Genomic DNA, 11,655 nt, shown 5'->3' on the forward strand with positions numbered 1-11,655 from the left:
CTACCACGCCCCGGCAGCGGGCGAAAGCCCGCGCGAGGCGCGACCCACCCTGCTTCCCGGCAACGGACCAAAACCCGCGCGAGGGGCAATCCACAAACCCCTTCCCGGCCGAGGACGAAAGCCCGCGCGAGGGCCGCCAGAGCGCCCCGTTACCCGCCCGACATGGCGAGGTCAGCCCGGTCGTACTTCGACTTGTCCCACAGCGCCTCGAACATCAGCGTCCGGATCTGCCATTCGCCGTAGCGGATGCGCCTGTTCGAGCGGCCGAGCTCCCACAGCCTCTCCATCGTGCCGCGGCCGACGATCCCGTCGACCGCCAGGCCATTGGTGTGCTGGAACGTGCCGACCTTGTTGGCGGTTGCCGACCCGAAATAGAAGTCGCGCGTGATGTCGATGTTGTCGCCCGAGCTCCTGAGGAAGATCTCGTGGTCGGGCCCGTTGTCGATCAGCTCGAGGCCGAGCCTGTTGCGTTGAAGGAGGCGCGGGCTCGTGCGGACGAGATGGTCCATCAGGATCTTCAGCCGGCACACCGCGTGCGGGCGATTGAAGTCGCGCACCGTGCGGCCCTCCTTCGAGGTGCCCGCACGGCCGCGATACACCTCCATGTCGTCGCCGAGCGAGCCCGAGCCGACCATCAGGGCCCAGGGGCTCGCGCTGAACTTCGTCCAGGGATTGGTCGCCATGCTTCCCTCCCGTTCTCGCAGCCCAGCCGCCGCGGAGAGATGCGAGGCCTGCTCCGCGGAGCCGGGCGGGGAGAGCCTAGCGGCGCCCGCCGGCGGATGCGCGTGCCGCACGTCACGCTTCGCAGGGCCGACGCAACTTTGCCGATGCGCCGCGTTGACGTCGGTAGTGCAACCCAGAAAAAGAGGAAGGCCATCATGCAGGCAGAACTGCAGGAACTGCTCGTCGAGCAGTTGAAGGACGCCTACAGCGCGGAGAAGCAGGCGCTCCGCTGCATGCAGCGGACGGTGACCAAGGCGACCTCGCCGAAGCTCAAGGACGCGATCGAGGCGCATATCGAGGAAACCATGGGCCAGATCGAGCGCGTCGAGGAGGCGCTCGGCACGCTCGAGGCGAAGCCAGGGCGCAAGGTGTGCCTCGCCATGCGCGGGCTCGTCGAGGAAGCGGTCGAGGAGATGGGCGATCACAAGAAGGGCCCCGTGCTCGACCTCGTGATCGTCGCTGGCATGCAGAGGATCGAGCACTACGAGATCGCCGCCTACGGCACCTCGGCGGCGCTCGCCAAGGCGCTCGGCTCCTCGAAGGCGGCGAAGCTCCTCGAGACCACGCTCGCCGAGGAGAAGGCGGCCGACGGCAAGCTTACCGAGGTCACGCAAGCAGAAGTGATGCCGTCGGCGCTGGCCGAGGGCAAGGATCAGCGGAGCGCAATGCGCCGTTGATTCTGAAGTCGATTTGGTTTGGCCGCGGCGGGTGAACCCTCCCGCCGCGGCCGCTCGCTGCTCACGAGTTGATGATTTTTCGCAGCGTGCATCTCATCCGGGAGAGGATGCTACGGTTCTCGCGCATGTGTTCGGGAGGACCGTGATGGACCAAGCACAACTCCGCCAAACACGTGAGCTGGACACGCATGACCTGAACTCCCGACTTGCCGCCATGGAGATCGTCATCGAGGCGATCCTGCCGGTGATGTGCGAGAGGAACCAGATCTGCGGAGCCAGGCTCAGGCACATCGTCAGGGACATGCGGGAGCGGCGCTCGAGCCTCGAAGCCCGGCTCGACGAAACCGGCAGGGACCTCGCCGACCAGATGCTCGCGCGGGTCGAGCTCTATCTCGCGAAGCTCCCCCCGCCTCCGGAACCCTGACCAGCACCCGCGCGGACTTCGGCCTCGCGCGCCTGTGGTGATATCAACTGCCGCTGGCGCTTAGGGCCACGCGTGCAACTTCCACCCCTGCCACCGGTTCTTCTGCTATCCGCCTCCTCACGGAGGCTGCGTGCAAAGGACCCGTGCCATGAACGCCTCTCCCTCCGCGCGCATCGATGACCCATATGCTCCCGCGATCGATGGACCAGACACACGCGTCGTCGCGGTTGCTGCCGCCCCGACCGTAAGCTGGGGTGCCATCTTCGCCGGCGCGATCGTGGCCATCGTGCTCGGTACCATGCTCAACACCCTCGGCGCCGCCATCGGCGCCTCGACCGTCGATACCGTCTCGCGCGACACGCCGGATGCAGCGACCTTCACCGTAGGCGCCGCAGTATGGATGGCCCTCTCGGGTGCGTTCGTCCTGCTCGTCGGCGGCATCGTCGCCGCGCGCCTCGCAGGCACCTGGAGCCGGAAGGACGCGCTTCTGCACGGCCTCGGCGTCTGGGCCCTGAGCTTCCTCATCGCGATCTTCCTCGTCGGATCCGCCCTCTCCGGCGGCACGGTCGCAGCCATCCGTGGCGTGACCGGCGCGGCGACCACCGTGGCTGCCGGCGCGGCGACGACCGCGGTTGTCGGCGGTGCGACCGTGGCTTCCCAGGGCGGCGGCCAGGGGATTGCCGATGCGCTCCAGCGCCGCCTCGCGGCACCTGCCGATCCTGCCACCGCGTCGCGGGAAGAGCTCACCGCGGAGATGGCCGATCTCGCAGCGCGCCGCGTGACCGATGGCGAGTGGAACGCCGAGGACCGCGCCAGGATGGAACAGCTGATCGCAGCGACCGCTGGCATCACGCCCGACGAAGCACGCCAGCGGCTCGAGCAGGCCGAGCAGCGGCTCACGGCCGCCGCACGCGAGGCGGAGGAAACTGCGCGCCGCACCGCCGATGCCGCGGCATCCTCGGCCGCCATCCTCGCCTTCTGGGCCTTCGCGACGATGCTGCTCGGCCTCGCCGCGGCGACGGGCGGCGCCTATCTCGGCGCCCGACGCTAGAGCTGCAGAGCCCCCAACGGAAAGGAGAGCAACCCCATGTCCACCGTAGAGATGCTTGCCCTCTTGTTCGGCTTCACCATGGTCGGCGGCATCGCCTTCATGCTGCTCGGCAATACCGGCCTCTGGCGGAGTGTGCCGGGCGCACGCCCCCGCCCGGGCGGCGATACCCACCACCGCCACTGACCGGCTGCAGCATCGATCCGACCACGCCGGAAGGCGTGGTCGGATCTACTGCGCGTCGAGCGCCTCGCGGAAGGCGCGCAACTCTTCCGCCCTGTCCGCCAGAAGGTCGGCCGCCATCGCGTAGGTCGCGTAGATGGCGAAGATGTTTGCGACGTAGCGCACAGGCTCGGACCCGACGCGCCGCTGCACGACGCGCTCGACATGGCCGAACCACTGGTTCGGGTCGAGCCCCTCCTTCGCCGCCTCCTGCCGAAGCCGGTTGATCCGGTTCGGTCCGGCATTGTAGGCGGCGAGCGCGAACTGGATCTGCACCTCGGGGGGGATGGCGGCGTCGTCGAAATAGGTGCTGCGAATCCGCTCCATGTAGCGCACGCCGCCATGGATGTTGTCCCCGGCGTCGTCGATGTTGCGGACGCCCACCTCGCGCGCGGTCGCCGGCATCAACTGCATCACCCCGCGGGCTCCGACAGCGCTCCGCGCGGCCGGGTCAAGGCGGCTCTCCTGGAACCCCTGCGCCACCATCAGCAGCCACTCGAAGCCGACCCGCTCGGAAGCAGTGCGGAAATGCGGTGCGAGCTGCCGCACCCGGCCGCGCGCCGTCTCGTCCCACGGGTTCTGGATGAACTTCACGTTCTCGAAATAGCGGCGATAGATCGTCATCGCCGTCGCCCGGTCGGCGAGAAGGATGCGCCCGAAGGCATCGAGGGCGGCCTTCAGCGCCTTGGCTTCCGGGTGCACCGCCCAGGCGATCGTCCCGCCCGAGACGAGATGCACGCCGTGCTGCACCACGAGGTCGGGCAGCAGCTCGTCCCACACCTCGGCGAGGTGGTCGTCCGCCACCGTGTAGTGGGCCGCGTCGGCGTTGACGAGCTCGAGCACATCCTCCGTCTCGAGATAGGGCGGGGCCTCGACGATGCGGATCGGCGCGCGGCCTGCAGCGACCAGACGCTCCGACAGCGCGCGGGCATTCGGGACATAGCTCGTGCCGCGTGTCAGCAGCAGCGTCTTGCCCGAGAGATCGTCGATGGTCTCGAGCGCCGGGGCATTCCTGTGGCGCACGAGCACCTCGTCCACCCGGCGGATATAGGGTTCGGTGAACAGGACCCGGCGCGCACGTTCCTCCGTGACGGTCATGCCTGCCGCGATCACGTCGCCCCGCCCGGCAAGAAGCGCGGGGATCAGCTCCTCCCTCGGCACCGGAACGTAGACGATCTTGATGGCAAGGGCCGGCCCGCCCCGAGCCGCATCAGGGGTTCGCCGGTCGGCGAACCAGGCGCCGAAGCGGGTCATCGCCTCGTACTCGAGGCCGCGCCCCTGGCCGTTCTCGATGAAGAAGTTGGTCCGGTTGTAGGTGGTGATGACGCGCAGAAGCCCGCGCTCGCGGATGCCGGCGAGGTCGCCCGTCCAGGGCTCGTTGACGATGGCAAGAAGCTCCTCGCCCGTCGCGGGCGGAAGCTCGTCGCTGTCCTCGACCGCGCCGGTCTGGGCCAGGGCGGGCGAGGCGAGCAGAAGCAGGGCGAGGGCGAGAACCCAGCGGCGGACAACACGGACCGGTGTGGATGGCATGATCTACCCGGCGTTCGCCGCCGGCTCCCCGTTCGAATGGTCGATGCTAGACCAGAACGGGTCCTTCACGTAACGGGCAAGGAAGGCGGCATGCGCCTCCAGCTCCGCCTCGGTGACCACGACGAGGCGCTGGGTGCGCGCGACAGGCGCGGCAAGGCCGGCGGCGCGGGAGGAGCGGCTCGCCACCAGGCCGAGCCCGGGCTGCCGCCCGCCCAGAAGCTCGACATAGACCTGGGCGAGAAGACGGCAATCGAGCAGCGCGTTGTGGGTGGTGCGCTGGCTCAGGTCGATGTCGAAGCGGCGGCAGAGCGCATCGAGGCTCGCGGGGAGGCCCGGATACTTCTTCCGCGCGATCGCCACCGTGTCCACCATCCGCGCGCGGCTGAGCGGGGGAAGCGAGAGGCGCGCGAACTCGGCATCGAGGAAGCCGAAATCGAACGGGGCGTTGTGCGCGACGATCGGGTCGTCGCCGAGGAAGGCGAGAAGCGCATCGGCGATGTCGGCGAAGACGGGCTTGCCGATCAGGCTCGCGCGGCTGATGCCGTGCACCCGTTCCGCATCGGGGTCGATGTCGCGGCCGGGATCGACGAACGCGTGGAAGTGCCGCCCCGTCGGCATGTGGTTGCGCAGCTCGATGCAGCACACCTCGATGATGCGGTGGCCGAGTGCGGTCTCGAGCCCCGTCGTCTCGGTGTCGAGAAGGATCTCGCGCATCACCGCTCCCCGATCAGCGACGGCAGCGCGCGGCGAAGCACGGCCTGCGCGTGGTGTCGGGAGAGGCCGGTCGGCACCACGAGGTCGGCGCGGCGGCGCTTCTCCGCATCCGGCATCTGGCGGGCAAGGATCGCGGCAAGCCGCGCTTCCGTCATGCCCTGCCTGCGAAGCACCCGCGCACGCTGCACCGAAGCCGGCGCGGAAACGACGACCACGGCATCGACGCGGCTCTCGCCCCCTGTTTCGAAGAGAAGCGGGATGTCGAGCACGGCCGCGCGCGCCCCGGCACGGCGGCAGCGGGCGAGGAAACGCTGCTCCGCGCGTCGCACCAGAGGATGCACCGCGCGCTCGAGCCGTGCGAGAAGGTCGGGCTTGCCGAGAACGGCGGCCCCGAGAACCGCGCGGTCCACCGCGCCGTGCTTCACCGCCTCGGGCACGAGCGCCGCGATGGCGGGAACGGCCTCGCCGCCGCGCGCATACAGGCGGTGGACGGCGGCATCGGCGTCATGCACCGGGATTCCGGCGCGGCGGAACACCTTCGCGGCGGTCGATTTCCCCATGCCGATGCCACCCGTCAGCCCGATCACGCGCATCTCGCTCAGCGTTCGGGAATGTCACCCGCGACGAAGCGTTCGAGCGCCTCGTCCACCACCGGCTCGACGCCGAACCAGCTCCTGAAGCCGAGCTTGGCTTGGTGCAGGAGCATCGCGAGGCCGCCCATGGTGCGGTGCCCGCGCGCGGCGGCCGCAGCGAGCAGGCGGGTGGTTCGCGGCACATAGACGATGTCGGCGACGACGGCGCTCGGCGGCAACGCCTCGAGCGGCAGCTCGAGTGGCGGCTGGCCGCTCATGCCGAGGCTCGTCGTATTCACGACCAGCGCCGCGCGGGCAAGCCCCTCGTTGCTGCCGCACTCGCCGACCGTGGCCCCCTTGCCGAGGGCGGCGGCAAGCGCCTCGGCGCGCGCCTTCGTGCGGTTGTAGAGGATCACTTCCGGGCAGCCGGCATCGAGGAGCGCCGCGGCCACGGCGCGCGCCCCGCCGCCCGCGCCGAGAAGCACGGCGGGGCCGTCCGCGGGCGCATAGTCCGGAACCGCCTGTGCCAGGCCGGAGACGAAGCCGAGACCGTCGGTGTTCGTGCCGACGATCGTCCCGTCGTCCTCGAAGACCAGCGTGTTGACCGCGCCTGCCCGGCGGGCGGGCGGCTCGAGCCTGTCGCACACCGACACCACGCTCTCCTTGTGCGGGATCGTGACGTTGCCGCCGCGGAAGCCGAGATCGCGCAACGCGCGGACGGCGGTGGCGAGATTCTCGGGCGCGACGGGAAGCGGAACATAGGCGCCGTCGATGCCATGCCGGGCGAGCCAGAACCCGTGCAGCCGCGGCGAGCGCGACTGCTTCACCGGCCAGCCGATGATGCCGGCGAGCTTCGAGGTTCCGGAAAGGACGCGCGGTTCGACGGGCGTCATCGCCGCCCGCGCACGAGCGCGACCAGCTCTGCGACATGCTCCGGCGGCGTCTCGGGCACGACGCCGTGGCCGAGATTGAAGATCCACGGCCGGTTGCCCATCGCCTCGAGCACCGCCTCGGTCTCCTCGCGCAGCGCCTCGCCGCCCGCGACGACGGCAAGCGGGTCGAGATTGCCCTGCAGCGTCACCGAATGCGGCAACGCCATCGCCGCCCAGGCGGGAGGCACGGCGGTGTCGAGCCCGACGCCATGCACGCCGGCCCCCTCCGCGTAGGCGATCAGGCTACCCCCTGCCTGGCGTGGGAAGCCGATCAGCCGAACCTCCGGGTGCTTCGCCTTCAGGGCCGCGGCGATCCGCGCCGTCGGCACGATGACGTGCCGGTCGAACATCATCGGCGAGAGCACGCCCGCCCAGCTGTCGAACAGCATGAGCGCCTCCGCGCCTGCCTCGGCCTGCGCGGAGAGATAGGCGATCGTCGCCTCGACGAGACGATCCATCAGCGCATCGAACACGGCAGGCTCGCCGTACATGAGCCGCTTCGCTGCGGCGAAGTCGCGCGAGCCGCGGCCCTCCACCATGTAGGCGGCGACCGTGAAGGGGCTGCCTGCGAAGCCGATCAGCGCGACATCCTCGGGCAGGCCCGCGCGCACGCGGCGGACCGTCTCGTTCACCGGCGCGGCCACCTCGGCCGCGCGGGAGAGATCGAGGCTGGCGACCTGCGCCGCGGTGGTGAGCTTCTCGAGCACGGGGCCTTCGCCCGCCTCGAAGCGCACGCCATGGCCGAGCGCGTAGGGAAGCACGAGGATGTCGGCGAAAAGGATCGCCGCATCGGGGCGGTAGCGGCGTATGGGCTGCAGCGTCGCCTCGGCGGCGAGCTCGGGGTTCAGGCAGAAGCCGAGGAAATCCGGCGCCGTCGCCCGCAGCGCGCGATACTCTGGAAGGTACCGCCCGGCCTGGCGCATCAGCCAGAGCGGCGCGGGGCGGACCGCCACGCCGTTCAGCGCATCGAGGAACGGCTTCGTTCGTGTACCCGTCATCCGTGTCGTGCCGTCCATCCTGCCCCGCCTTTGTCCACGCGCCACTTTCCCTTGAAGAGATTCAAAAGAAAAGGTGAAGGCGGTTGTAGGGGGTGTGGATCGAGGGGATCACGGTTCACCCCGCGCTTTGCCCCGGCTTCTCCACGCGAAGGACGGGCGGCAAGCATCTGGCGCCATGGCCTCCGCCGGCATTGTCCACAAGCGGGTGTGGGACGCGGGGAAATCATCCGCCGGTCCGGCGAGGGTGGCCGTAACGCCGCCGCCCGGGGCCGGTTTCGGCACAGCGGCCTCAGCGCCTGGGTTTTCCCCCGATATCCACAGCCTTCCACAGCCCCTTGCCGCTGCCGCGCCGTTGGGCTTCCTTGGCGGCGATGCGCGACAGGCTCGATCTCCACCTCGTCTCCGATGCGACCGGCGAGACGCTGAACTCGCTCGCCCGCGCGTGCCTCTCGCAGTTCGAGGGGCTGCTCGCCGTGCAGCATCGCTGGCCGCTGATCCGCAGCCGCTTCCAGCTCGACCGCGTTCTCGCCGGCATCGAGCAGGAGCCCGGCCCGGTCCTGTTCACGTTGACGGACCGCTCGCTGCGCGGGGAGCTCGAGGCGTTCTGCTCGCGCCTCGGCGTGCCGCAGGTGTCCGTGCTCGACCCCGCGCTCGACATGCTCACCGAGTATGTCGGGGCGCGCGTGGCAGGAAAACCTGGCCGCCAATACGTGATGGATGCCGACTATTTCCGCCGCATCGATGCGATGCATTTCGTTCTCGCCCATGACGACGGGCAGGGCGAGGCAGGCATCACGGAGGCGGACGTGATCCTCGTCGGCGTGTCGCGGAGCTCGAAGACGCCGACCTGCTTCTACCTCGCCAATCGCGGCGTGAAGGCGGCCAACATCCCGCTCGTTCCGGGCATCGAGCCGCCGCGGCTCCTCGACGCGCCGCCCGTACCCGTGGTGGGGCTGACCATCGAGGTCAACGCGCTGATCGAGATCCGCCGCCATCGGCTGAAGGTGATCGGCGGCGAAGGCGTGGCGACGTCGGAGACCGCCTATATCGACCCCGAGCTCGTGAAGGCCGAGCTGCTCGCCGCGCGCCGTCTCTGCGCGGCGCGCGGCTGGCCGGTGGTGGATGTCACGCGCCGCTCGATCGAGGAGACGGCGACGACGGTGATCCAGCTCATGGAGGCCTGGCACGTGCGGCAACGTACCGCGAAGCCGGCCGGCCCCGCGCCGTGAGCGGACCAAGAGTCCCCGCGCTGTGAGCGGAGCAGGACTCCCCGCGCCGTGACGGGCCTTCTCCAGAACCCCGACATTCCCCTGGTTCTCGCCTCCACGAGCGCGACGCGGGCGGGCTTGCTCCGCTCCGCCGGGGTCGCGTTCGAGACGGCCGCACCCGGCGTCGACGAGACGAGCATAAAGGAGGCGGCGAAGGTGGATGGGCTGTCGCCCGAGGACGCCGCGCTGCTTCTCGCCGAGCTCAAGGCGCGCCGCATCAGCGACCGCCTGCCGTCTGCCGTTGTGATCGGGGCGGACCAGATCCTCGTCTGCGAGGGGCAGTGGTTCGACAAGCCCGAGAGCAGGGCGGCGGCGGCGGCCCAGCTCGCCGCGCTCGCAGGACGGACCCACCGCCTCGTCACCGCCGTGCTCTGCATGCGCGGGGGCGTTGTGCTGTGGCGCCATGTCGCCTCCCCGCGTCTCGGCATGCGGCCGCTCGCCGAGGCGACCATCGCCGCCTACCTCGAGGCCGCCGGCGAGGCCGTGCTCGGTTCCGTCGGCGCCTATCAGGCGGAAGGGCTGGGGGTAAGACTGTTTTCCTCGATCGAAGGCGAGCATGCGGCCATACTGGGCCTGCCTTTGCTGCCCCTTCTGGGCTTTCTCCGCCAGCACGGCGCCCTGCGGGACTGAGTCCGGAACCCCGTCCTTAGTACAACCATGGCGCGCATCGCGCTTGACGCAGCGACCTGCGTTGGTTACCTATACGTAGGACTTTCTACCTACGATCAGACGGCAGGGTTCCGGGGGTCCCGGCGTCGAAACCTCTCGCTATGGGATTTTGCCGTGTCCTTGGCCGACCCTGAGAATCACCTTCCCTCCCCTGATGCCCCCGACCGCATCGGCCTCGTGGAGTTCGACGAGGAACTGTTCTTCGAGGCCGTCTCCGTGACCCGCATGCCCATGGCTTGACCGATCCCTGGGCCGAGGACAACCCGATCATCTTCGCGAATCAGGCCTTCCTCGACCTCACCGGCTATTCCCGGCCGGAGGTTCTCGGCCGCAACTGCCGCTTCCTCCAGGGCGTTGAGACGGCGCCCGAGGCCATCGCGCGCCTGCGCGCCGCCGTGTCCGAGCGCCGCGTCGTCTCTGCCGAGATCCTGAACTACCGCAAGGACGGCACGGCCTTCTGGAATGCGCTCTTCATCTCGCCGCTCGTCGACCGCACCGGCAGGCTCCGCTACTTCTTCTCGAGCCAGCTCGACGTCTCCCGCCGGCACGACGCGGAGGAGGCGCTGCGCCACGCGCAGAAGATGGAGGCGCTCGGCCATTTCACCGGCGCCATCGCCCATGACTTCAACAACCTCCTGCAGGTCATCGACGGCTATCTCGACACGCTGAAGGAGCGGCTCGAGGTGCATGGCGACCGCGAGATCATCGGCGCGCTCGAGACGATCGCGGCAGCGACGGGGCGCGGAACCACGCTCACCCGCCAGCTTCTGGGGTTCGCGCGCAAGCAGCGCCTCGAGGGCCGCGCTGTCAGCCTCAACGCGCTGGTGGAGACGCTTCTGCCGATGGCGGCGAAGGTGCTCGGCCCCGCCGTCACGGTCGAGACGCGCCTCGCGCCAGGCCTCTGGGAGGTGCGGGTCCACCCCGTGCAGGCGGAGATGGCAATCCTGAACCTGCTCGTGAACGCGCGCGACGCGATGCCCGATGGCGGCACGCTCACGATCGGAACCGAGAACCGGACCCTTGTGCCCGGCCTGGCTTCCGCCCCGCCTGACCTCCTCGCGGGGGACTATGCGGTGCTCAGCATCGCCGATACCGGACTGGGCATGTCGCAATCCGTGTTGCGACGCGCGCTCGATCCGTTCTTCACAACCAAGGAGGCGGGGCGCGGAACGGGCCTCGGATTGTCGATGGCATATGGGTTCATGCGCCAGTGCAACGGCGGGCTCGACATCGCCTCGCAGGAGGGGGTCGGGACGACCGTGGCGCTCCATTTTCCTGCCGCGGGGCAGGACCAGGTGCTCCCGCCCGCGGCTTCCCCGGCGCGTGACCGCGACCTGCGGGGCTCGGAGACGGTTCTCGTGGTCGAGGATCAGCCAGACATCGCCGCGCTCGCGACCGCGATCCTCGTCGAGCACGGCTACCGGGTGATCGCGGCACCCAATGGCGACGCCGCGCTCGCCATGCTCGAGGGCGGGGCGACGATCGACCTGCTGTTCTCCGACCTGATCATGCCCGGCGCGATGAACGGCGTGATGCTTGCGCGCGCCGCCCGCAAGCGCTTCCCGAAGCTTCGCGTGCTTCTCGCCACGGGCTTCGCCGCCGAGGTGATCGAGCGTGACGGCGCGCTGGCGGGCGAGTTCGAGATTCTCGGCAAGCCCTATCGCCGCGCGGAGCTTCTCTCGCGCGTGCGCGGCGCGCTCGACGGCTAGAGACCGGTCCGCTGGATGGGTGCGCGGCGCGGCAGGCGCCGCGACGCCCGCATGCCTACCGGTCCTGCGCCAGGGCCTCGGGCCCGAACGCCGCCGCGGCGATCACCGCGGCCTTCTCGCGCGCCACCCGCGCCTCGCCCGGGCGGCACCCCTCGGTGGAGAGGCCGCG

General features: G+C 69.9%; 13 protein-coding genes. 7 read left to right on the forward strand and 6 right to left on the reverse strand.

Annotated elements, in window-relative coordinates; translation table 11 throughout:
- Positions 1 to 149 precede the first annotated feature (149 nt).
- On the reverse strand, positions 150 to 683 hold the full coding sequence (locus tag FIF60_RS16035; protein ID WP_204251217.1) for a peptidoglycan-binding domain-containing protein: 534 nt from the start codon (positions 681 to 683) through the stop codon (positions 150 to 152).
- 195 nt (positions 684 to 878) lie between these two features.
- Here FIF60_RS16035 and FIF60_RS16040 point away from each other — a divergent pair, with 195 nt between their 5' ends.
- The 4 genes from FIF60_RS16040 (at position 879) to FIF60_RS21685 (ending at position 3,058) form a co-directional block, all read left to right on the forward strand.
- Positions 879 to 1,400, forward strand: coding sequence for a YciE/YciF ferroxidase family protein (locus FIF60_RS16040; RefSeq protein WP_144187105.1), 522 nt, complete (start codon positions 879 to 881; stop codon positions 1,398 to 1,400).
- Between the two features lie 145 nt (positions 1,401 to 1,545).
- Positions 1,546 to 1,824, forward strand: coding sequence for a hypothetical protein (locus FIF60_RS16045; protein ID WP_144187106.1), 279 nt, complete (start codon positions 1,546 to 1,548; stop codon positions 1,822 to 1,824).
- A 148-nt stretch (positions 1,825 to 1,972) separates the two neighbouring features.
- Entirely contained in the window at positions 1,973 to 2,875 is a 903-nt protein-coding gene (locus tag FIF60_RS16050; protein WP_144187107.1) for a hypothetical protein, read from the forward strand.
- A gap of 36 nt (positions 2,876 to 2,911) precedes the next feature.
- Entirely contained in the window at positions 2,912 to 3,058 is a 147-nt protein-coding gene (locus tag FIF60_RS21685) for a hypothetical protein (RefSeq protein ID WP_158639257.1), read from the forward strand.
- A gap of 45 nt (positions 3,059 to 3,103) precedes the next feature.
- Here FIF60_RS21685 and FIF60_RS16055 read toward each other — a convergent pair whose 3' ends face one another.
- Genes FIF60_RS16055 through hemE form a run of 5 tightly spaced genes read right to left on the reverse strand, consistent with a single transcriptional unit; the run spans position 3,104 to position 7,858 of the window.
- Entirely contained in the window at positions 3,104 to 4,624 is a 1,521-nt protein-coding gene (locus FIF60_RS16055; protein ID WP_144187108.1) for an MltF family protein, read from the reverse strand.
- A 3-nt stretch (positions 4,625 to 4,627) separates the two neighbouring features.
- Complete coding sequence (dnaQ, locus tag FIF60_RS16060; protein ID WP_144187109.1) at positions 4,628 to 5,341, reverse strand: DNA polymerase III subunit epsilon; 714 nt, start codon at positions 5,339 to 5,341, stop codon at positions 4,628 to 4,630.
- Positions 5,338 to 5,931 (reverse strand): dephospho-CoA kinase, encoded by a 594-nt coding sequence (gene coaE / locus FIF60_RS16065; protein ID WP_144187110.1) that lies wholly within the window; start codon positions 5,929 to 5,931, stop codon positions 5,338 to 5,340. Before coaE ends, dnaQ begins: the two co-directional genes overlap by 4 nt.
- 5 nt (positions 5,932 to 5,936) lie before the next feature.
- On the reverse strand, positions 5,937 to 6,803 hold the full coding sequence (locus FIF60_RS16070; protein ID WP_144187111.1) for a shikimate dehydrogenase: 867 nt from the start codon (positions 6,801 to 6,803) through the stop codon (positions 5,937 to 5,939).
- Positions 6,800 to 7,858: a uroporphyrinogen decarboxylase gene (gene hemE, locus FIF60_RS16075; protein ID WP_239451664.1), complete on the reverse strand. Its 1,059-nt coding sequence runs from the start codon at positions 7,856 to 7,858 to the stop codon at positions 6,800 to 6,802. The genes FIF60_RS16070 and hemE overlap by 4 nt, the downstream gene beginning before the upstream one ends.
- 353 nt (positions 7,859 to 8,211) lie before the next feature.
- Between hemE and FIF60_RS16080 the strand changes: the two genes are divergently transcribed.
- The 3 genes from FIF60_RS16080 to FIF60_RS16090 all read left to right on the forward strand — a co-directional run bounded on the left by FIF60_RS16080 (position 8,212) and on the right by FIF60_RS16090 (position 11,486).
- Positions 8,212 to 9,069, forward strand: coding sequence for a pyruvate, water dikinase regulatory protein (locus FIF60_RS16080; RefSeq protein WP_144187112.1), 858 nt, complete (start codon positions 8,212 to 8,214; stop codon positions 9,067 to 9,069).
- A gap of 48 nt (positions 9,070 to 9,117) precedes the next feature.
- Entirely contained in the window at positions 9,118 to 9,738 is a 621-nt protein-coding gene (locus tag FIF60_RS16085; protein WP_239451665.1) for a Maf family protein, read from the forward strand.
- A gap of 275 nt (positions 9,739 to 10,013) precedes the next feature.
- Entirely contained in the window at positions 10,014 to 11,486 is a 1,473-nt protein-coding gene (locus FIF60_RS16090; RefSeq protein WP_239451666.1) for a histidine kinase famiy protein, read from the forward strand.
- The last annotated feature ends 169 nt before the right edge of the window (positions 11,487 to 11,655 follow it).

Source organism: Elioraea rosea (assembly GCF_007644105.1).
In the GTDB taxonomy this organism is placed as follows: Bacteria; Pseudomonadota; Alphaproteobacteria; order Acetobacterales; family Acetobacteraceae; genus Elioraea_A; species Elioraea_A rosea.

Bases quoted from the DNA above. Each gene is read 5' to 3' on its own strand.
- FIF60_RS16035 (WP_204251217.1), bottom strand. From the start codon at position 683: ATGGCGACCAATCCCTGGACGAAGTTCAGCGCGAGCCCCTGGGCCCTG.
- hemE (WP_239451664.1), bottom strand. From the start codon at position 7,858: ATGGACGGCACGACACGGATGACGGGTACACGAACGAAGCCGTTCCTC.
- FIF60_RS16080 (WP_144187112.1), top strand. From the start codon at position 8,212: ATGCGCGACAGGCTCGATCTCCACCTCGTCTCCGATGCGACCGGCGAG.
- FIF60_RS21685 (WP_158639257.1), top strand. From the start codon at position 2,912: ATGTCCACCGTAGAGATGCTTGCCCTCTTGTTCGGCTTCACCATGGTC.
- FIF60_RS16070 (WP_144187111.1), bottom strand. From the start codon at position 6,803: ATGACGCCCGTCGAACCGCGCGTCCTTTCCGGAACCTCGAAGCTCGCC.
- FIF60_RS16050 (WP_144187107.1), top strand. From the start codon at position 1,973: ATGAACGCCTCTCCCTCCGCGCGCATCGATGACCCATATGCTCCCGCG.
- FIF60_RS16055 (WP_144187108.1), bottom strand. From the start codon at position 4,624: ATGCCATCCACACCGGTCCGTGTTGTCCGCCGCTGGGTTCTCGCCCTC.
- FIF60_RS16045 (WP_144187106.1), top strand. From the start codon at position 1,546: ATGGACCAAGCACAACTCCGCCAAACACGTGAGCTGGACACGCATGAC.
- FIF60_RS16040 (WP_144187105.1), top strand. From the start codon at position 879: ATGCAGGCAGAACTGCAGGAACTGCTCGTCGAGCAGTTGAAGGACGCC.
- coaE (WP_144187110.1), bottom strand. From the start codon at position 5,931: ATGCGCGTGATCGGGCTGACGGGTGGCATCGGCATGGGGAAATCGACC.